Source organism: Streptomyces sp. WAC07094 (assembly GCF_036320405.1).
Lineage (GTDB): Bacteria > Actinomycetota > Actinomycetes > Streptomycetales > Streptomycetaceae > Streptomyces > Streptomyces lannensis.
On sequence record NZ_JAVMJZ010000001.1, the window covers coordinates 5,385,494 to 5,404,529 of the forward strand.

The 19,036-nt window shown below is 68.6% G+C and carries 14 protein-coding genes, 1 tRNA gene and 2 pseudogenes; 7 read left to right on the plus strand and 10 right to left on the minus strand.

Annotated features, from left to right (window positions below; genetic code table 11):
* Positions 1–10: 10 nt before the first annotated feature.
* From RCR19_RS23815 to RCR19_RS23825, 3 genes are all read right to left on the minus strand, one after another.
* On the minus strand, positions 11–2,485 hold the full coding sequence (locus RCR19_RS23815; RefSeq protein ID WP_331266971.1) for a SpoIIE family protein phosphatase: 2,475 nt from the start codon (positions 2,483–2,485) through the stop codon (positions 11–13).
* A gap of 725 nt (positions 2,486–3,210) precedes the next feature.
* Entirely contained in the window at positions 3,211–3,441 is a 231-nt protein-coding gene (locus tag RCR19_RS23820; protein ID WP_331266972.1) for a helix-turn-helix domain-containing protein, read from the minus strand.
* A 716-nt stretch (positions 3,442–4,157) separates the two neighbouring features.
* Positions 4,158–4,385 (minus strand): DUF397 domain-containing protein, encoded by a 228-nt coding sequence (locus RCR19_RS23825; protein WP_331269537.1) that lies wholly within the window; start codon positions 4,383–4,385, stop codon positions 4,158–4,160.
* Between the two features lie 299 nt (positions 4,386–4,684).
* On the opposite strand from RCR19_RS23825, the gene RCR19_RS23830 reads away from it, so the two are divergent.
* Positions 4,685–5,476 carry a DUF4239 domain-containing protein gene (locus tag RCR19_RS23830; protein ID WP_331266973.1) on the plus strand — a complete coding sequence of 264 codons (792 nt, stop codon included), beginning with the start codon at positions 4,685–4,687 and terminating at the stop codon, positions 5,474–5,476.
* A gap of 392 nt (positions 5,477–5,868) precedes the next feature.
* The gene (locus tag RCR19_RS23835) at positions 5,869–6,093 is read left to right on the plus strand and encodes a DUF397 domain-containing protein (protein ID WP_331266974.1); all 225 of its coding nucleotides are present in this window, start codon (positions 5,869–5,871) and stop codon (positions 6,091–6,093) included.
* 1,049 nt (positions 6,094–7,142) lie between these two features.
* On the opposite strand, the pseudogene RCR19_RS23840 reads toward RCR19_RS23835, so the two are convergent.
* The 5 genes and pseudogenes from RCR19_RS23840 to RCR19_RS23860 form a co-directional block, all read right to left on the minus strand.
* Positions 7,143–7,313 (minus strand): annotated as a pseudogene (locus tag RCR19_RS23840) (IS982 family transposase); the annotation flags it as partial.
* Positions 7,314–7,564: 251 nt separating this feature from the next.
* Positions 7,565–7,690: a hypothetical protein gene (locus RCR19_RS23845; protein WP_267889283.1), complete on the minus strand. Its 126-nt coding sequence runs from the start codon at positions 7,688–7,690 to the stop codon at positions 7,565–7,567.
* A complete protein-coding gene (locus RCR19_RS23850) occupies positions 7,687–8,355 on the minus strand; it encodes an ATP-binding cassette domain-containing protein (RefSeq protein WP_331266975.1) in 669 nt (222 codons plus the stop codon). Before RCR19_RS23850 ends, RCR19_RS23845 begins: the two co-directional genes overlap by 4 nt.
* A gap of 28 nt (positions 8,356–8,383) precedes the next feature.
* Positions 8,384–10,351: a hypothetical protein gene (locus tag RCR19_RS23855; protein WP_331266976.1), complete on the minus strand. Its 1,968-nt coding sequence runs from the start codon at positions 10,349–10,351 to the stop codon at positions 8,384–8,386.
* A gap of 261 nt (positions 10,352–10,612) precedes the next feature.
* Positions 10,613–10,903 (minus strand): lactococcin 972 family bacteriocin, encoded by a 291-nt coding sequence (locus tag RCR19_RS23860; RefSeq protein WP_059130951.1) that lies wholly within the window; start codon positions 10,901–10,903, stop codon positions 10,613–10,615.
* Between the two features lie 526 nt (positions 10,904–11,429).
* Here RCR19_RS23860 and RCR19_RS23865 point away from each other — a divergent pair.
* Positions 11,430–11,537, plus strand: a pseudogene (locus tag RCR19_RS23865) (helix-turn-helix domain-containing protein); the annotation flags it as partial.
* A gap of 57 nt (positions 11,538–11,594) precedes the next feature.
* Here RCR19_RS23865 and RCR19_RS23870 read toward each other — a convergent pair.
* Together RCR19_RS23870 and RCR19_RS23875 are read right to left on the minus strand one after the other, a co-directional pair.
* A complete protein-coding gene (locus RCR19_RS23870; protein ID WP_331266977.1) occupies positions 11,595–11,960 on the minus strand; it encodes a hypothetical protein in 366 nt (121 codons plus the stop codon).
* A 321-nt stretch (positions 11,961–12,281) separates the two neighbouring features.
* Positions 12,282–12,357: transfer RNA gene (locus tag RCR19_RS23875), tRNA-Arg, on the minus strand.
* A 306-nt stretch (positions 12,358–12,663) separates the two neighbouring features.
* Here RCR19_RS23875 and RCR19_RS23880 point away from each other — a divergent pair.
* From RCR19_RS23880 to RCR19_RS23895, 4 genes are all read left to right on the plus strand, one after another.
* On the plus strand, positions 12,664–14,271 hold the full coding sequence (locus RCR19_RS23880; protein WP_331266978.1) for a dynamin family protein: 1,608 nt from the start codon (positions 12,664–12,666) through the stop codon (positions 14,269–14,271).
* A gap of 335 nt (positions 14,272–14,606) precedes the next feature.
* Positions 14,607–16,355: a YfjP family GTPase gene (locus RCR19_RS23885; protein WP_331269538.1), complete on the plus strand. Its 1,749-nt coding sequence runs from the start codon at positions 14,607–14,609 to the stop codon at positions 16,353–16,355.
* A 363-nt stretch (positions 16,356–16,718) separates the two neighbouring features.
* The gene (locus RCR19_RS23890) at positions 16,719–17,219 is read left to right on the plus strand and encodes a single-stranded DNA-binding protein (protein WP_331266979.1); all 501 of its coding nucleotides are present in this window, start codon (positions 16,719–16,721) and stop codon (positions 17,217–17,219) included.
* Between the two features lie 340 nt (positions 17,220–17,559).
* Positions 17,560–18,969: a Cys-Gln thioester bond-forming surface protein gene (locus tag RCR19_RS23895; RefSeq protein WP_331266980.1), complete on the plus strand. Its 1,410-nt coding sequence runs from the start codon at positions 17,560–17,562 to the stop codon at positions 18,967–18,969.
* Positions 18,970–19,036 lie beyond the last annotated feature (67 nt).

Here is a 19,036-nt window from a genome sequence, read left to right on the forward strand (position 1 = left end):
TGGGGGCGGCTCAGGCGGCAACCGGTTGGCGTTCGGACGTGTGGGGGAGTTCCTGTTCGGCCCAGACGACCTTGCCGCCCGATGTCGATCGCGCGCCCCATCTGCGGGACAGCTTGGTGACGAGGAAGAGGCCGCGGCCGTTCTCGTCCGTGGTGCGTGCGCGACGCTGTCGCGGGATGACGGCGGCGGTGTCGGACACCTCGCAGGTCAGGACCCGGTGGCGGACGAGGCGGAGTTCGATCGGTCCGTTGCCGTGGCGTACGGCGTTGGTGACGAGTTCGCTGACGATGAGTCTTGTGGCGTCCGCGAGGCCTTCCAGGCCCCATTGCGTCAGTTGGTGTGCTGCGAGTCTGCGGGCGTGGCGGACGGCGGAGCGGTCGCCGGGCAGGGCCCAGGTGACCACCCGGCTGGGGTTGAGGGAGCGGGTGCGGACGAGCAGGAGGGTGACGTCGTCGCAGGGAGCCTGGTCGGGCAGGGTGCGGGTCGCGATGTCGCAGAGGTCGTCGAGGGTTCGGTCCGGCTGGGCGAGTGCGGTGCCCAGGCGGTGCATTCCCTCTTCGATGTCGTGGTCGCGGGTCTCGATCAGGCCGTCGGTGTACAGGGCGAGGACGCTGCCTTCGGCCAGTTCCAGCTCAACCGAGTCGAAGGGTTCCCCCAGTCCGACACCCAGCGGGGTCCCGGTGGGGAGGTCGGGATACAGGACCCGTCCCTGCGGGTCGATGATCGCGGGTGGGGGGTGTCCGGCGGATGCCATGGTGCAGCGGCGGGTGGCGGGGTCGTAGACGGCGTAGAGGCAGGTGGCGCCGGCCACCGCGGTGGGCGGGTCCGGGAGATCGCAGTCCTCCTCGCCCAGGCGCTGGACGGTGTCGTCGAGTTGGGCGAGCAGTTCGTCGGGGGGCAGTTCCATGTCGGCGAGGGTGTGGACGGCGGTCCGGAGCCGGCCCATGGTCGCGGCGGCGTGGAGGCCGTGCCCGACCACGTCGCCGACGACGAGTGCCACCCGTGCGCCGGACAGCGGGATCACGTCGAACCAGTCGCCGCCGACGCCGTGGTCCACGTCCGCGGGCAGGTAGCGTGACGCCACCTCGACCGCCGTGCCTCCCGTCAAATGGCGGGGCAGGAGGTTGCGTTGCAGGGTGAGGGCGGCGGCGTGCCGGCTTGCGTACTGGCGGGCGTTGTCCAGCGACTGGGCGGCGCGGGCGACGAGTTCTTCGGCCAGGAGCAGATCGGCCTCGTGGAACGGCACGGGATCGGTGGTGCGGACGAACAGGGCGACGCCCAGCAGGGCGCGTCGTGCGCGGATGGGCACGATCATGATCGAGTGCATGCCGTTCTCGCGAACCCGGCGCGCCAGCCCCGGCACGCTGTCGACCCATGTGCCCGCACCGGTGTCCAAGACCGGCTCCAGGCAGGACTTCCCGGCCTGCAGGACCGCGGTGAAAGGTGAGTCGGCGGGTACGTCGACCGGCTCGCCGCGCATCCACGGTGATTCCGGGACACCTTGACGGATCGAGGCCAGACCCGCTCGCCGGAAAGCGGGGAGACGACTGCCCGTCGCGCTGATGCCGACCGGGGGCCCCTCTCCGAACGAGATCGACTGTTCCAGGTCCACGGCGACGTAGTCGGCGAGCAGGGGCACGGCGAGGTCGGCCAGTTCCTGGCCGGCCTGCATCACGTCCAGGGTGCTGCCCAGACGCGCACTGGCCCGGTCGAGAACGGCGAGGCGCTCACGCGCCTGCCAACTCGCGGTGACGTCGGCGCTGATGACGCACACCCCGAGCGATTCGCCGTCGGCGCCCTGGAGGCACTGGAACGACACCGCGAACGGCTTCTCGGCGCCCTGGCTCGTCGGCAGCCACGTCCGGTACTCGTGGATCTTGGTCGTACCGTTCTGGAGGACCTGCCGCATCACCGCCTCGATCGTTTCGGCATTGGCACCGGGCAGGACGTCGGTGAACCGACGCCCGAGGCGCCGATCGGGGGAAAGGCCGTCGTGGCTCTCGGCGACGTCGTTCACGTAGATGGACCGCAGCTGCCGGTCACGAACGCCGACCCCGATCGGCGCGCGGGCGAGGAGCGGTCCCCGCACCGATCCGTCCACCGCGTCCCCGGACGGCATGCCCGCGTCGGTCACGGACGCGAGCCATCGTGCCGATCCGTCCTGACCGTGCAATGCCGTGATCCGCACATTGACGTCGAGCACCCGGCCGTCCCGGCGGCGCACCTCCGTCACGCCCGGCCAGCCGTTCTCGGCCCGGCACCGCTCGACGAATGCCGATGTCGTCGCCTCCACGAAGGACGGCAGCACGAGCGCGGCGGACCGGCCCACGATGTCCCCGGCGGAGTGTCCCAGGAGCCGTTCGGCGGTGTGTGTCCAGGCGGCGACCGTCCCTTGCTCGTCGAGCAGCGCGATGGCCGTGTCGAATATTTCGGACGCGTTCAACTGTTTACCGAGTGTCACTGCGTCCAGGCTGATCGTGGTCATCGAGTGCCGCCCTGGGGGTCTGGGAAAGCCGACGGTATGGGGCTCGAACAATGCGCCCCTTTTGCGTCGAATGACCGAGTGGGGGTCGATTCTGTGACAGTGCCGCGGCAGTGATTGATGGTGCTTCCCTCATTCAGATCGCCGGGCTGCCGCCCGGCGTGCCTCGAAGCCGCAGGCCGACCCGATCCGTCCCGCCTCCGGGTGACCTCTGCGCGGCGCCACCGCTTCCCACGAGTCCCGCTGCGTCCCGTCGGACCGGGCGCGCAGGGGCACGGCTGGGCTGCGGCTCGTGCCTGAGATCAAACCGACGGATACGGAAGCCGAGAGGGCGAGGGGGCGCGTCCCACTGTGGCTGGACGCCGAGGATCTTCGCCGGCCCGCGTCCCACTGCTTTTGCTCCGAGGACACGCCGGAGGAGGACCTTGAGCAGTGCGGGCGCATCCGTTTCCGGGCGTCGGCCGCGCTCCACAAGCACGACCCGAGCCGCTGACCGCTGTCGGCGGACGGTCCTGAACCCGGCCTCCCGATGGAGGGGGCTCTCGATGGCGCCCCTGTAGGACTCGAACCTGCGGTCAGGGGGTTGGAAGATGCGGTCGTTCCCTGCGGCCGGCCTTCCGGCCGACGTCCCTCACGAGGACGGGCAGACCCGGAGTTCTCTCGTATGCACGAGTTCTCTTATCGGAACGGTCGATCGCATACGGCAGCAGCCGGGGTGCCCAAGCACATCAATCCGAGGACTCGACCACCGTCGGGAGTCGGGATGCACGGGCGGTGGTCCGGCGGCCGGTTCGGTAGCGGCCCGGGGTCGTTCCGATGATGTTGGTGAACGCCGCGATGAAACTGCTGGGGTTGGCCCATCCGCAGGCGTAGGCGGTTCGGATGGTGTCGTGGCCTTCGGCTAGGAGCACGAGCGCGTGGTAGATGCGTAGCTGTGTGCGCCACTCGTAGAAGGTCATGCCGAGTTCGTTGCGGAGCAGTCGGCTGAGGGTGCGGGGGCTGGCCCCGATCGACTTCCCAGTTCGGCGAGCGTCGCGTTGTCTGCCGGCTTCTCGTACAGCCTCCGGGTTATGGCCTGCAGTCGGTCGTCGGCCGCAGCCGATCGTGCTGACGGCCGGATCCCACGACTGGTGCATCTCGATGCCTACGTTCCGCGCGACGGCGAGTCGTGCTGGTCGTCGACGACCGAGCGCTACCGGGAAGCGTTCGCCGCCGGGGCTGCGACCACCGGCTACGCCGTCCGCCCGCCGGACGGCGGCGATCCCCGCCGCCGTCCTCATCCCCTCGCGTCCTTCCTGCAAACGATCCGGCTCGCCGGCACACTCAGCCCGGTCCCTCGGCGGGAGTTCGTCTACTGCTCGGGATGGGAAGACCGGACGCCGTTCTCCGAACTCCGCACATGCCCTGTTGCTCGGTGAACGCATCGCGGAGGCATCCTCAGGAAACCCGTGACAGCCGGACGGTCCGCGGCCTTCCTTTGATCGACGGGAGAGACGCGGCGCTGCCCACGGAACACCGACACAGGCGTGAGCCTCGACTGGCTCGGCCGGATGCCGGCCAGGCGCTGCGCGACCACCCACGATTTCGCGCTACCGGGGTAGGAAGGCCGCCAACTCCAAGATTGAGGAGTTGTTACGCGATCAACAACGTCAGGCGCCGATACGTTGCAAGGCCTTCAGCCGAATTCGCCGTCACGTACGCCCAGTTGGAACGCCGCCCACTCCTCTGCGGTGAATCGCAGCGGCGGCAGTTCCCTGTTCTGCGAATCGCGGACCGCAACCGCTCCGTCGCCTAGGTCTGCGACCTCCACACACGTCTTGTCCCACCTGTTGGAGTAGCTGCTCGTGACCCAGTCCGCATCGGTCAGGTCTATCGCGTACAGCGCGGTCTTCGCTGTGTCCATCATGGGATCTCCCGTTGCTGTCGGATGGATGGACGTTCTCCCCTCAAGCGTCACTCTGATGGTCCTCATGTGCATCTCGCCTTCCTGACCGGTTGGCTGCCCGCCCCGCCGCCGTGAATGCGCGGACCGTGAAGAGCGGGCGAAGCTCGATCGGGATCGGGTGCTGCTGTAGCCGGACATGGCGCAATTCGCACTTCTGGGAGCGTCGCGGCCGGCATTTCGACTGCCTCGGTGATGTAGGGGTAGGCGGTGGTCGTGCCGACCCTGAACGCGGCCGCGAGCTGGGTAGAGTCGTCCACGTGGGACTTTGGCTACTCAACAACCTGGACACGGCCACCCTCGCGATCCTCATCGTTGGCGGCGTTGTTGTTTTGTCGCTCGCTGCTTGCCTGGTGACGCGCCGTCTTTTTCCCGAGTTGATCAATGGCGTGACCAATGACGTGTCCCGCACGGTACTTGAACTGTTCGGAGCCATCTACGGAATCGTCCTTGCTTTCGTCATCGTGACCTTGTGGACCGAACTCGAGCAAGTTCAAGCAGTGGTGACGTCGGAGGCGACAGATCTCGCCGTGATCTCCCGGAACGCGCATTCGTTTCCAGACGACGTGCAGAAAAAACTGGACCGAGCGATCGGTGACTACGTCCATGCTGTCGTGGAGGATGCCTGGCCGCTGATGCGCGACGGGAAAAACAGCCTCAGCGCGACATCGGGCAAGCTCGAGGCGTTGTACGGAGTCCTTCAGGGATTTGATCCCAAGAGCGGTTCCGAACAGGCCTTCTACAGCCAGTCAGTGGAGCGTCTGAACGATGTGACCGCGCAGCGTAGGACCCGCATCCTGGCCGCAACGCAACAACTGCCCCCTCTCCTGCAGGTCCTCACCTACGGGGGAGCACTCGTCGTTATGCTGGTCACCTTGCTTTACGGGGTGGAGAACCTCAAGGTGCAGCTACTTTTCGTAGGGTCGATCGCGTTGCTGGTAGGCCTGAGTCTCACCCTGGTCCTCGTTCTTGAGCACCCCTTCGCCGGCGAAGTGAGTGTGAGTCCACATCCGTTCAAGGAAGGCCAGCTGAGCAAATACTGGGGCGGGTGACGTGGTGAGGTCCGGCGAGAGATCTTCCGAGCCGTCGCCCCTCCGTGCCCGCAGTCGTCGCTGCCCGGGGCGCTGCTGGGACCAATAGGGGCAGTTGCGTGCCACCGCGACGGATGCTTCCTTCCCTCGTCACGCTGGTCGGCGTCGATCCGGGCGGTTGCTCGTACTCCGCACCGTCACCCACATCCGCCATGTCGTGCTTCCCGGGCCGGCGGAGAACCGCAGGATGTCGATGGCCCCTCCGTACGGCACGACCGTGTTGCCGCGGGCGTACACCGTGCTCGCCTTGACCTGCGGTTTTCGAGGCGGGCGCGACGCCAGTTGCAACGTGGGAGGGACGGGATGAGGGTGGAAAGGGGGGAGTATCCGATCGAACATCGAACGGAGTTCTCATGGAAGCGCGAAAGTCCGACCTGTACGCGCGTGACCTGAGGGAAGCGCACTGGATCAAGAGCAGTAAGAGCACGACGGGCCCCTACTGCGTCGAGGTGGCGGAGCTCGGCGACGGAGCCGTCGCGATCCGCGACTCGAACAACAAGGACCTGCCGTCCCTGCGGTTCACCGCAGAGGAATGGGCGGCATTCCGGGACGGAGTGCGGAACGGCGAATTCGGCTAGGGAGCACCGTCCCACCCGCTTGACGGGCCGGCTCGCCGAGGCAGATCGACCCCCTGGCGAGCGGGCCCGCCAAGTCCCGAGCTCGGCAGCCGACACTACGAGTCATCGTCCGGTGCGCCCGAGCGGCGCCGGTCCGAAGCCGACGACCAGTGGCTCGAGCTGTTGACCCGTACGGCGACCCCGGAGATCGGCAAGCAGTGGACCGACGGGGGGAGCTTCACGAAGAACGCGAGTTGAAGGGCCGTGCCGAGGGGGACACGCTCACCCTGCCTGGGCATCCCGCCCTGACGTACACGCGCCTGACCGCATGGCTCAGCGACGGGCTGCCGCCAGTCGAGGTGGCCGAGCGGGCCGGGATCAGGATCCTGGTGTTCCTGTCTCCCTACGCCCGGTGCGTCGACGGACGGCTTCCCGATCTGAAGCAGCGGCTCGAAGCTGCCGATGATCTCCCCGAGCGGCTTGGCGCCGGCTGTTTCCCCAGGCGAAAACGTCGACACGTATTCGACACAGCCACCCGCGAGACCCCGGCGACAGCCGGACAGCCCCGAAGCCTTCTCTCGGTGACCAGGGGAGTGCCCGGGGCTTCGCCTTGCCCGGGTCGCGGTCGCACCCGCTCCGACCAGCAAAAAGGCCCTCCCGGAGGGAGGGCTCTCAGCGGCGCCCCCGGCAGGACTCGAACCTGCTGCCAAGCGCTTAGAAGGCGCCTGGCGGGACGGATACCACACCTCCGCTGACCCGGGTCTTCTGCTGCACTTGATGTCCCGTCGACTGGTCTTCGACACGCATTCGACCCGGCTCGGTCTACTCGTACACGGTCGCCGCTTGCGGAGCTCGTGCGAAGAACTTCCAGTCACCGCCGGGCGGCATCTCCAGGCCGCTGTTGGTGTACCACCGTCTGCGTCGTCGATCCAGCCTGCCGAGGCTTCCAGAAAGCTCGGAAGGCCCGCGTTCTCCCACAAGCTTCCGCCCTCGGAGTGACTGCGACGCAACGAACCAAGGCGGCCAGGTCTTCTCTGCTGTCGACGTGACTAGATGACTGATTCCAAGGGTTAGTGGTCGTAGTCGGTCAGGGACCGCGGGACGGGCCGGCCGGTGTGGTGGTTGTGCCATGTCGCGGCGGTCAGGGCGAGGAGTCGCTGGAGGATGCGGACTGCCCGGTCATCGGGTGTGCGGCCGCCGTGCCGTTCCAGGTCGAGCCGGCCTTTGAGGGTGTCGTTGACGGGCGAAGTGGTCTGCGCGGTCCGCCCCGAACCGGCGCAGCAGCCGAGCCGCCCCCTGCTACGAAGCCGCCCCGTCAGTCCGTACGGCGAGGCGGCTTCAGCGTGTTGGACACCGTCCAGACCGCCCACCCCGGCATCGCTGCCAGCCGGGGTGGGCGGCGGCAGTCCCGTGCCCGCCCCGGCTCCGCAGGTGCGTGTAGGACTGCGGCGGCCCTGGATCACTTCGCACCACGCACCCGGGCCCTGTGACGTCAGAAGACCGTCTCTGCGATCCGACCCGCGAGGGTGAATGCGTGTGTGCCGTAGACGGCGAAGACCGCGATGGCGGCAAGGACGATCAGCCCGAGCGGGACAGCCCAGCCGAGACGGATTTTCATGTGTGCTCCTTGTTCTTGACGGGCTCCGGCTCCGTCGCACTTCCGACGGTCAGTACGGTGTCGCAGCGGTCTCGGACGGCGTCGTTGTGGGTGGCGATGACCACGGCGCAGCCGTCGTCACTCATCGTGCGGAGAATATCCACCACCAGGGTGGTGTTCTCGTGATCGAGGGCGCCGGTAGGTTCGTCGGCCAGCACGAGGGCCGGTTCCTTGACGATGAGGCGAGCGAGCGCAACGCGCTGCTGTTCGCCGCCGCTGAGCCTATGGACCTGCTCCTTCTCACGGCCGTCGAGCCCGACACGTTTGAGGGCGTCGGCGACGGTCGGGGAGCCTCCTCGCTTCCTGCGCGGCTTCATGGCTACTTCGAGGTTGGCGGCGACCGTCGCGTTCTCGATGAGGGCGTAGTTCTGGAAGAGATAGCCGAGGACATCGCGCCGGTAGCGCCGGGCGGCGCCCGGCCCGAAGCCCGTGATGTCCTTGCCCTCGTGGTGGATCGCTCCTGTACTGGGGCTGTCAAGAAGTCCGAGACAATTGAGCAGGGTCGATTTGCCGGAGCCACTCGGGCCGACCAGCGCAAGCAACTGACCGCGCTGGACGGTGAAGTCCAGGCCGGACCAGAGGGTTCGGGGGCCGTAGGACTTGCCGAGGTTTTCGATCTTGATCATGCGCTGGCTCCGGGAGAACGGTGCGATGTCATGCTTCTGCCGCCCCTTCTTTGACGATCCGGCGGTGGAAGACCGCCAGTGCCACGACAACCGCCGTGACCTCGACGGCGACGAGCAGGGCGTTGGCGGTGAGATCGAGGCCGGTGATCTCAATGAGGGCAGTGGGCCGCGCCGCTCCCAGGGCGGCCCGCTCAAGGTTCTGCTGGTTCTCCCGCCATATCTGGAACGGCATCCAGACAGCGAGAAGAACGGCCAGGACACCCTCCAAGGCCAGGAGAGAGCGGTGGGTGACGGGGAACCGCCAGCCGCTGATGTGCCGGGCGAAGATGGTCTGTGCGTTCTTCCGGGCATGGACGATGCACGCTCCCACGCCAGTAATGAGCAGGACCGATATCGCTACCGCCAGGTTGAAGAGCTGAAGCCTGAAGTCGGCGACGAGGTCCCGGAGGTTGAGGGCGGCGTTCTGGCCGACCGGGCTCATGCCGGTGACATAGGTCTCCAGGTGGTACTTCGCGATTCCGGCCGTGACATCGTGCGGGTCCTTGAAGACGAGACTCTGCTGCGAGGCATAGGACATGTACCCACGGTCACTCATGTAGGGAGACCCGTCGGGAAAGACGATGAGAACGGGATCTTGTACGAAGGACTCGTCCGCATCCGGGTTGGTTCTCCGCTGCAGCCGACCTCGGGGGTTGTAGGTGAAGAGACGTTGACCGTCTTCGATGGAGACAGCGGATACCCGCTTGCCGGGGACCTTGCCCGGTTCGTTCGGGTTCAATGTCTCCGGGACCATGGCGGCCAGCCGGTCGGTGTAACGGCTCAGACCCTTGGGCACCAGCAGCCGTATCCGGGTGCGGTCGGCTGTTGTCTCGGGAAGACGCCGACCGCCCGCGTCGAGGACCGGCTGCGCGGCGAGATAGGACTCGTTGACCAGAAGAAGATCACGGTCGGGGAGTGCGGCCCGGTTGGCGGAATCCCGGAAATGCCGGTGTCCGACGACAAGAACCTGTCCGTCTTTGTCCGCCTGGCGCAGCCACCCCCCTACCTGATCGGTGAGCGCCTTCAAGCCGCTCTCGCTTGCGACACTGCCGTTGAGAGCGAGCGCCGTCGTGTCCCCGATCTCGCGGTAGCTTTGGATGCTTGATTCACGGGCCATGATGTTCTGGCCGGCCAGGACGACGTCACCCGTGATGCCCACCGCGAGCAACAGAGCGGGAATCCGTACGAGGTAGGTGCTCACCGAAGCGGTACGGGTAGGCAGTTCACCCTTGAGGGCGCGCAGCAGCTCGGCCCGGAAGGTCAGTTGGAGGACGATCGCGTGGGCCGTCAGGGCGACGAGGCCCAGCGCGGCGGCGAACCCCAAGGCCACGAGAGCGAAGGTCCCGATCCAGGCCAGCCCGTTGTACCAGGCCAGCACTAGGAGGACCAGGGCGGTCACGACCAGGAGTGCGGCCATCCAGAAGACGGCCAGCTGACGGAAGTCCCGCAGGAGTATCCGCCCGAAACTTCTGCCCTGCAGCCGTTGGACCCCGTATGCCTTGGCGCTGAGCATGACGCCGGCACCTGTCATCGTCACCACGGCCAGGGCGACGATGAAGAAGGAGCGGAGAAGAGCGCTGCCGCTGTAGACCGGAGTCAACTGGTCGATGGAGTAGGGGTGGTATACCGCGGCCTCGAATCCGAGGCCTGCCAGGACCTGGACGAGTTCGCCGGCGGCTTGGTCCGGTCCGAACACGTAGTAGTAGCCGCGGGGATCGCGATTGCCGAGTTCGGCGATGGGGTGCACCTCGGTGCTGTAGTCGCGGTCGAACGCGGGGTAGCCATCGCGCAGCCAGTCCGAGCGGGGCCCGCCGGCGGTGAGATAGAGGTGTCGACGGCTGTACGGCGCCTTGAGATCGGGGGTCTCACGGGCGATTGTCGCCCGGTGGGTATCGGCGAACTCCGTCAGCACGTGGGTGACCTGTGCACCGCTGGTCGCACCGTTCGAATCCGTCACCCATACGACAGCTGAATGCCCCATGGCCCAACGCCCATCGAGGTCTCGGATGAACAGAAAGGCGAGTACTGCGGAGAACACCAGCACAGCGGCGTGAACGAACTTGATACTTCGGTGCAGCATGAACGACCCGGGATCGGGGAGCGCGGCTCCGGAAGGGCAGAGTCAGACAGGTGACGGGCCGTCCGCGCGAGACCTGGCGTCTGCGTCCGCGGGCGACCCGCTCACCCTGTGGTCAGCGGGCGGGCAGGCCCGCCCGCATCAGCAAGAGGTGTTGTAGTAGGCCTTGTTCCCCGACAGCGCCACGTCGGCCTGCGCGAAGGACCAGCTGCCGCTGGCTGCCTCGTCACTGTCGATGTACTTACCGACGGCGGTCGAGCCGTGGCACTTGCTCCCGTGGTAGTAGTCCGACCACACGATCGCCGTTCCGGCTCCGTGGTCCCAGGTGCCGCCCTCCGCCGGGTAGGTGATGGTCGCCAGCGCCGGGGTGGCAGCCGCGATGACCAAGGCGCCAGCTGCCAGGCTAGCCTTCAGACCGCTCTTGATCTTCATAGTCAACCCTCAAGTCGTCATGTGGAAGTCAATGAATGACATGGCCATGCAGATGATTCAAGTTCGTCGCACCCCCGGCTAGATCATTTTTCGGTCAACCCTGCGGTTGACGGATCGTCGCGTTCAGGCGAGAGCCAGAAGCCTTGGCGAGTGGCTGGAACGCGCTGGGGCAGCGTCCGCGCGGCGCGGAGTTGGCGCGAAGCAGGCGCTCAGCGCGCCCGGGCGGCGACCGGCCCCGTTTCCGTTTCCCCTGGTCAGGGCGCTACAAAGATGACGAACGGTGACTTTGTAGTCAGCGTTACTCACTGCCTGGCGGGCCGGATGCCCAGCAGACCGAGGCGAACCGCAGGCATTCGTACGGGACCGGCTCACCGGCCGCGCGACTGCTCAGCCTCCGCCGCTATGTGGTCCGCCCACGCTGGGCCGCTCACGAGGTGGACGGCCACCCGGCTTCGACGAAGACCGGTACCAGGAACACGACACCATCGAGCGGGCGATCGACCGGCTCAGGCGGCCGCGACGGACCATGCTCACTCTCGCGGAGGTCTGCGAGGAACTGGCCGTATCCCGTTCGACCTTCTACGACTGGCGGGCGGGACGCCGCGCGCCGCGCTGCATCAAGCTCCCGAACGGCCTGCGGCCCACGACCCGAGGAAGCCGTGGCCATGCGTGTGGCTGACGTGACCCTGCCCTAGCCCGACGCTGACGACCAGTGGTGCGAGCTGCTGATCCACACGGCGACCCCGGAGGTCGGCAAGCAGTGCACCGGCCCGGGGGAGATCCACGAACCACGCGAGCTGAAAGGTCGTGCGGAGGGTGAAACACGCACGGTGCCGGGCATCCCGCCCTGACACGCATCCTGCGGCAGCACATCGCGGACGAACAGCTCAGGCCGGGTGATCTGCTCTTTCAAGATGAGAACGGCGGCCTCCTCGCCGGTTCCGTCATCCGTCAGGCGCAGCGCGCGTAAGGCCGTGCTGCCCCCGCACATGTTCGAGTCGCCCACCGGGCGGCGCGTGTACGACAACCGGAACACGCGCCTCACGAAGTGGCTCAACGACGGCATCCCGCCCGGGTGGCGGAGTGGGCCCGGAACAGTGTCGTCGTGCTCCTGTCCACTTGCGCCCGCTGCATCGAACGGGCAGCTGCCGGACCTGAAACAGCGGCTCGAAGCCGCGGGCGACCTACCTGAGGTGCCGGGCGCCGGCTGACCTCCGGCCTCGACACGTATTCGACACGGCCACCAGCGAAAACCCGGTGACAGCCGGACAGCCCCGGGACCTTCCCTTGATCATCGGGGGAGCGCCCGGGGCTTCACCGTGTTGGGCTGCACCCGCTCTGAACAGCAAAAAGGCCCTCCCGGAGGGAGGGCTCTCAGTGGCGCCCCCGGCAGGACTCGAACCTGCGGCCAAGCGCTTAGAAGGCGCCTGCTCTATCCACTGAGCTACGGGGGCCGGTGTGGTGGCCTGTCGTGGTGCCCGGGTGTGGGCCGTTCCGTGACCTTGCCGGGGACAAGGATAGGGCTCTCCGCTCCTCGTCCCTGGTGCTTCACCTCCGTGGCTCGATGTGGAGGTTCAGTGAAGCGGTCCGATAATCGCAGGCAGGTGCGAATCCTGCATCGCTTTTGACGCCTGGCGCCCCGGGTGTTGTGCACTCGTTATGCCTGCGTCCCAGTCGCGCCTTCCGTCCCTTGTGTCCTGTCGGCACGCAGGAACGCACATATGCTTCATAAAGCCAACAAAAGCGGGCATTCTTCGCATGTGGTGACCTTGGACGTACGGCCTCAGCTGCTCGACGCACTCTCCGCTCTGCGTGAGCGTGTCGCCGCCGCACGCTTCCCGCTGCCCCTGATGGGGGCTCCACGCGCGCGTGCGAACCGCGACGAACTCCTCGCGCAACTCGACGACTATTTGGTGCCCCGGCTGAGAGAGCCTGAAGCGCCTTTGCTGGCCGTGGTCGGGGGCTCCACCGGAGCGGGCAAGTCGACCCTCGTCAACTCCCTCGTGGGGCGCAAGGTCAGCGAGGCGGGCGTACTGCGGCCGACGACGCGTACTCCCGTGCTCGTCTGCCATCCCGAAGATCACCACTGGTTCAGCGGCATGCGCGTACTGCCCGATCTCACCCGCGTCTGGGTGCCGCATCAGGAGACCGGCGACGATCTCGAGGGGGTCGGCGGGCGCGAGGAGCGGCTGCTGCGTATCGAGACCGCCGACACGCTCCCGCGCGGGCTCGCCCTTCTGGACGCGCCCGACATCGATTCCCTGGTCGCCGACAACCGGATGCTCGCCGCGGAGCTGATCACCGCCGCCGACATCTGGGTCCTGGTCACCACAGCCGCCCGGTACGCCGACGCCGTCCCGTGGCATCTGCTGCGAACCGCCAAGGAACACCGGGCGACGTTCATCACGGTGCTCGACCGGGTGCCGCACCAGGTCGTGTCCGAGGTGTCGCGGCAGTACGGGGCCCTGCTCACCAAGGCAGGGCTCGGCGCCGTGCCCCGCTTCACCGTGCCCGAACTGCCGGAGTCCGCCTGTGGCGGCGGGCTGCTGCCCGCCACCGCCGTCGCGCCCCTGCGGGCCTGGCTCACCCTCCAGGTGAGCGATCCCGCCGCCCGGGAGACGGCCGTGGCGCGTACGGCGCACGGGGTTCTGAACTCACTGAAGTCGCGACTGCCCGAGCTGGCCGGTGCGACCGCCGCGCAGTACGCGGCAGCATTGAGGCTCACCGCGGCCGTCGACGCGGCCTACGACGGCGAGTACGCGCGCGTGCGGAGTCGCCTGGACTCGGGGGCCGTGCTCGCCGGCGACGCCCTGAAGAGGTGGCACAGCTACCCACTGGACTGCACCGCGGGCGAGCTGCTGGACGCCCTCGTGGAGAGCCTGGGCTCCCTGCTGCTGTGCGCCGTCACGGCGGCCGACGAGCGCGTCGACGAGGCCTGGCGGCGTGAACCGGCCGCCGAGGCCGCTGAGCTGACCAATCGGGATCCGGCCCTGGAGAACGCCGAGCACCGCATCGGGATGGCCGTACGGCGCTGGCGCCGCGTCCTCGAGGAGTACGCCGAGGAATCGGTCCGCGACCTCGACAAGAGCGTCGCTCCGGACACCGAGGTGGTGTCCGCCCTTGTCGCCACCGTACTTCTCGGCGGACGCCGGGCGGGGGCGGCGGGCGAGGAACTCGCCGAACGGATCGGTGCCCAGGGTGCCTTGCGGCTGCGTGACCGTGGATCACGACTGCTGTCCGAGTATCTCGACCGTGCGCTGCGCACGGAGCGTGAGCGCCGCCTCGCCCCCCTCGACGCCCTCGGTGTGCACGCCGAGCCCCAGGCCGAACTCATCGCCGCGCTGTCCGTACTGCAGAAGGAGAGGTGACCACGGTGGCTGCCGTCACTGACCGCACGGATCACGTCGAGGGCCCCGAGGGCGAACCATCGAAGGCGGGGGCCGCGGCGACCGAGCAGCGACCAGAGGGCGAGGGGTGTGGTCCGGCGCTCCGCGAGTCGGGCCACGAAGGCGGACACGCACGCGTGCAGCGCGGATCCGGCCGGGCGAGGCGGGACCGGGGCGCGGGCGCGGCGGAGGACGAGGCGGGCAGGGACACGCACGACACCTCCCGGAAGGCTCGGTCGGAGGACGGGACTCCGCAGGCGGACGACGGGGAGAGTGCCCTCCACGCGCGCGTGGAGCACGGCACCGGGCACGCGCGTGTGGAGGACGACGATCGGGCGGACCGCGGCGAGGTGGCGGGCGAGTGGGACGACGGGCTGATCGCCCGGCGGCTGCCCGAACCGGCCGTGGCCCAGCAGGAGATCACGATCGTCGAGCCCCGTTCGCCCAGCGCGCGACAGCCCGCGCAGCTCGCCTACGACGGGCCCCTGCGATCGCGTTTGGACGCGTTGCGCGAGCTCGTGGGACTGTCGCGCACCCGGCTGGACAGCAACACGCTCGCCGAGGCCGGCCGGGTCCTGGACGAGGCGGCCGCGCGCCGCAGACTCTCCGGGGAGCACACGGTGGTCGCCATCGCGGGCGCCACCGGCAGCGGCAAGTCGACGCTCTTCAACGCGCTGGCCGGGGTCGCTCTTTCGGAGACGGGGGTGCGGCGGCCGACCACGGCGGCACCCATGGTGTGCAGTTGGAGCGACGGCGCGGCGCCACTCATCGACAGACTCGGCATCCCCGGGCGGCTGCGTCGGCGCCCCTCGCAGACCCCGGAGGGCAAGACGCAACTGCAGGGGCTCGTCCTGGTCGATCTCCCCGACCACGATTCCGCGATGGTGCAGCACCGGGAGCAGGTCGACCGCATCCTCGCGCTCGTGGACGCGGTGATCTGGGTCGTCGACCCCGAGAAGTACGCCGATGCCGTCCTCCATGAGCGCTATCTGCGGCCGCTGGCCGGGCACGCCGAGGTCATGTTCGTGGTCCTGAACCAGGTGGACCGGCTGCCGGGGGAGGCCGCCGAGCAGGTGCTCGACGATCTGCGGCGGCTGCTCGACGGGGACGGGATCGCCCTCGGTGAGTACGGCGAGCCGGGTGCGACCGTGCTCGCGGTGTCCGCCCTCACCGGAGAGGGGGTGGACGAACTCGAAGAGGTGCTGGGCCAGTTCGTGGGCGAGCGCGGCGCGGCCGCGCGGCGCATCTCAGCCGACATCGACGCCGCCGCCGTCCGGCTGAGGTCCGTTTACGCGACCGGTGGGCGCGGCGGGCTCAGCGAGGAGGCGCGTGAGGACTTCACCGGACGGCTGGCGGACGCGGTGGGTGCCACCGCGGCGGGTGAGGCCGCCGAACGCGTGTGGCTGCGCCATGCCAACCGTGCCTGCGGCACTCCCTGGTTGCGGCTGTGGCGGTGGTACCGGGAGCGGCGCGAGCCCTCCACCGGACGGCTCCCGGCGCAGGCACCCGCGGACGAGGAGGCCACCGCTCGGCAGCGGGTGGAGCAGGCCGTCCGGACGGTGGCGGACCGGGCCGCGCTCGGGCTGCCCGCGCCCTGGGCCCTGGCGGTGCGTGAGGCCGCGGTGCGCGGCGCGCAGGGGCTGCCGGAGGCACTGGACGAGTTGGCCGCGGGTTCCGCGGTGCCGCAGGGTCGGCCGCCCCGGCCCGGCTGGTGGCCCGCTGCCGTCCTCGCCCAGGCCACGATGACGCTATTCCAGGTCCTGGGGGTGCTGTGGATGTTGGGAGAGGTCGTCGGATTCGTGTCGTCGAACTTCGGGGTGCCCGCGCTGTTCCTGCTGGCCGGTCTTGTCGGAGGCCCGGTCATCGAGTGGACCTGCAGGCTGGCCGCGCGCGGTCCGGCGCGACGCTACGGGCTCGAGGCGGAACGTCGACTGAGGGAAGCGGCGGCCGGGTGCGGGCGGGCCCGGGTGCTGGACCCACTGGCGGCGGAACTGCTCCGGTTCGGGGAGGTGCGGGAGGAGTACTCCAAGGTCACGGGAGCAACGGCGGGCGCGCGTGTGCGGTGAGTTGCGTCCGGGCGAGGTGAGTTGCGTCGGGCGAGTTGAGGTGCGATCGGGCGACGTGAGCCGCGTCCGCGCGAGGTGAGCTGGGTCCGGGCCCGAGATGAGTCGCGTCCGGTCGGTAAGGAGGACAGGGGGCGGAAGTACTCGTTCGGGTGGGGGAGTTGTCCACAATCGGCCAGTGGCCCACAGCGCTCAGCGGGCCCGGCCCGTCGGAGGCAGTCTGATCTCGCGGCGATCGCAGCGAAGGCGATCGGCGCAGGGGCGGCGACGCGTGACAGCTGACCGCCGCATCGGACGCAGCCGTACGGGACGGGCCCGTACGCGTTTCTGCCCGGCCCGCAGGCCGGGGTGAGGGAGGGGTTCCGCATGAACGAGACGATGGTGTGCGTGGTCGGCAACGTCGCTACGCAGCCGGTGTACCGGGAGTCGCCGACGGGTCCCACGGCACGCTTCCGGCTGGCCGTGACCGCACGTTATCTGGACCGCGAGAAGAACGCGTGGACGGACGGACACACCAACTTCTTCACGGTCTGGACTCGCCGCACCCTGGCCACGAACGTCGCGGCGTCCGTGGCGGTGGGCGATCCGCTGGTGGTCCAGGGGCGCCTGAAGGTGCGGACCGAACAGCGGGACGGGCAGGGCTGGTTGTCCGCGGATCTCGATGCGGCGGCGATCGGCCATGATCTGTCGCGCGGCACATCGGCCTTCCGGCGGTTGGCCAGGCCCGACGTGCAGACGGGTGCGCCACCCCAATCGGAGCCCGGTTGGGAAACCGAGCCGGAGACAGCGGCGGCCGGCCGGCCACAGGAGGCGGAACAGACCGAGAGCGCCGCCCAACCGCAGTTGGAGCCGGCCGGGGCGACCTGAGGGCCGGTGCAGGACGACGGCTGCGGTGGGCGCGTAGTGGCGGTCAGGGGCAGGGGCCTCCACAGCACCCGGCCGGATTCGAGCGTGCTGCCCCAACTGCCGCCTATCCACCACTACATCGGCTGGCGTCCGAACAGTCCTCATGTATTCGAGTGATAAGCGCAGCTCACATGCTGTGTGTGCGATAACGATTCCGAGTCGGATCGGTTATCTGACGATATGGCTGGGGAGAGGGGTGTGCCACGCTCCCTAGGATGCCAGGCATAGCTCTTGTGGCTTCTGATTCTGCTGGTGGGACCGTCCCCCCAATGTCAACGGGTCCTGCTCGAAGGGGAATTCTGTGTTTTCTTCGTTGTCTGCGTCGTCCGCGTTCAGGCGAGGGGCTGCCCGCCTCGCCGCCGCGACGCTGGTGTCCGGACTCGCCGTGGCGGGTCTGCTGGGCTCCGCGGGGATGGCGGCCGCCGACACGACACCGCAGAGCGAGGGCGGGGCGACCGCGACCATGGGCGGCCTCAAGACGTACGGTGCCGCCGTCATCCACGACGGTGGCACCGACGAGCAGGTGTCCGCTGGTCTGTTCGAGATGTCCGTCGACGGCGGCGGCACCCTGCAGACCTACTGCATCGACATCCACAACCCGGCGCAGAAGGATTCCAGGTACCAGGAGACGCCCTGGAGCGGTACGTCTCTGAGCGGCAACAGAAACGCCGGGAAGATCCGCTGGATCCTGAGCCACTCGTACCCTCAGGTGAACGATCTCGCGGCCCTGGCGGCCGAGGCCGGCGCCAAGGGCCTGACCGAGCAGGACGCCGCGGCCGGTACGCAGGTGGCGGTATGGCGGTACTCGGACGACGCCGACGTGGACGCCGTCGACCCCCAGGCGGAGAAGCTCGCGGACTATCTGCAGAAGCACGCGCAGAACATCCCGGAGCCCGCGGCGTCCCTGACTCTTGAACCGGCCGCCGTCTCAGGTCACCCCGGCGAGCTGCTCGGCCCGGTCACGGTCCACACCGACGCCGACAGTGTCACGGTGACCCCGCCGGTGGACGCCACGACCTCGGGCGTCAAGATCGTCGACAAGGACGGCACGGAGATCGCGTCCGCGACCGACGGTGAGCGCGTCTACTTCGAGGTGCCGGAGAAGGCGCAGAACGGTTCGGCCGAGGTGACCGTGCAGGCGTCGACCACCGTGCCGGTCGGCCGGGCCTTCGCCTCCGAGACCCGCAGCCAGACGCAGATACTCGCCGGCTCCAGCGAGTCGACCGTCGCAGCGACAGCCACGGCCAGCTGGGCTGCCACCGGCGCGATACCGGCGCTCTCGGCGGAGAAGAACTGCGCCAAGGGGGGCGTGGACATCACCGCGGTGAACAAGGGGGACGAGGCGTTCACCTTCGAGCTGATGGGCGTCTCCCACACCATCCCGGCGGGCAGGACGCAGATCGTCACGATCCCTCTTCAGGAGGATCAGGCGTACGACTTCACGATCAAGGGCTCGGACGGCTACGAGAAGTGGTTCAAGGGTGTTCTCGACTGCAAGACGGAGAGCAGCACGGGCGGTCTGAGGGCGCAGACCTTCAGTGAGCCCAGCCCGGCGACCGTGGGCGGCACGGCGGCCACGGACACCAACCTGGCCGAGACGGGCGCCTCGAGCATGACCCCGATCATCGCCGGCACGGCCATCGGCCTGGTCCTGATCGGCGGTGCGACGCTCCTCCTGCTCCGCGACAAGCAGCAGCCCACCCGCGACTGACGGGCACGCAGCCGGGCCCGGTATGTCACCGGGCCCGGGGCCGCCATACACACCCTGTGGACCGCGG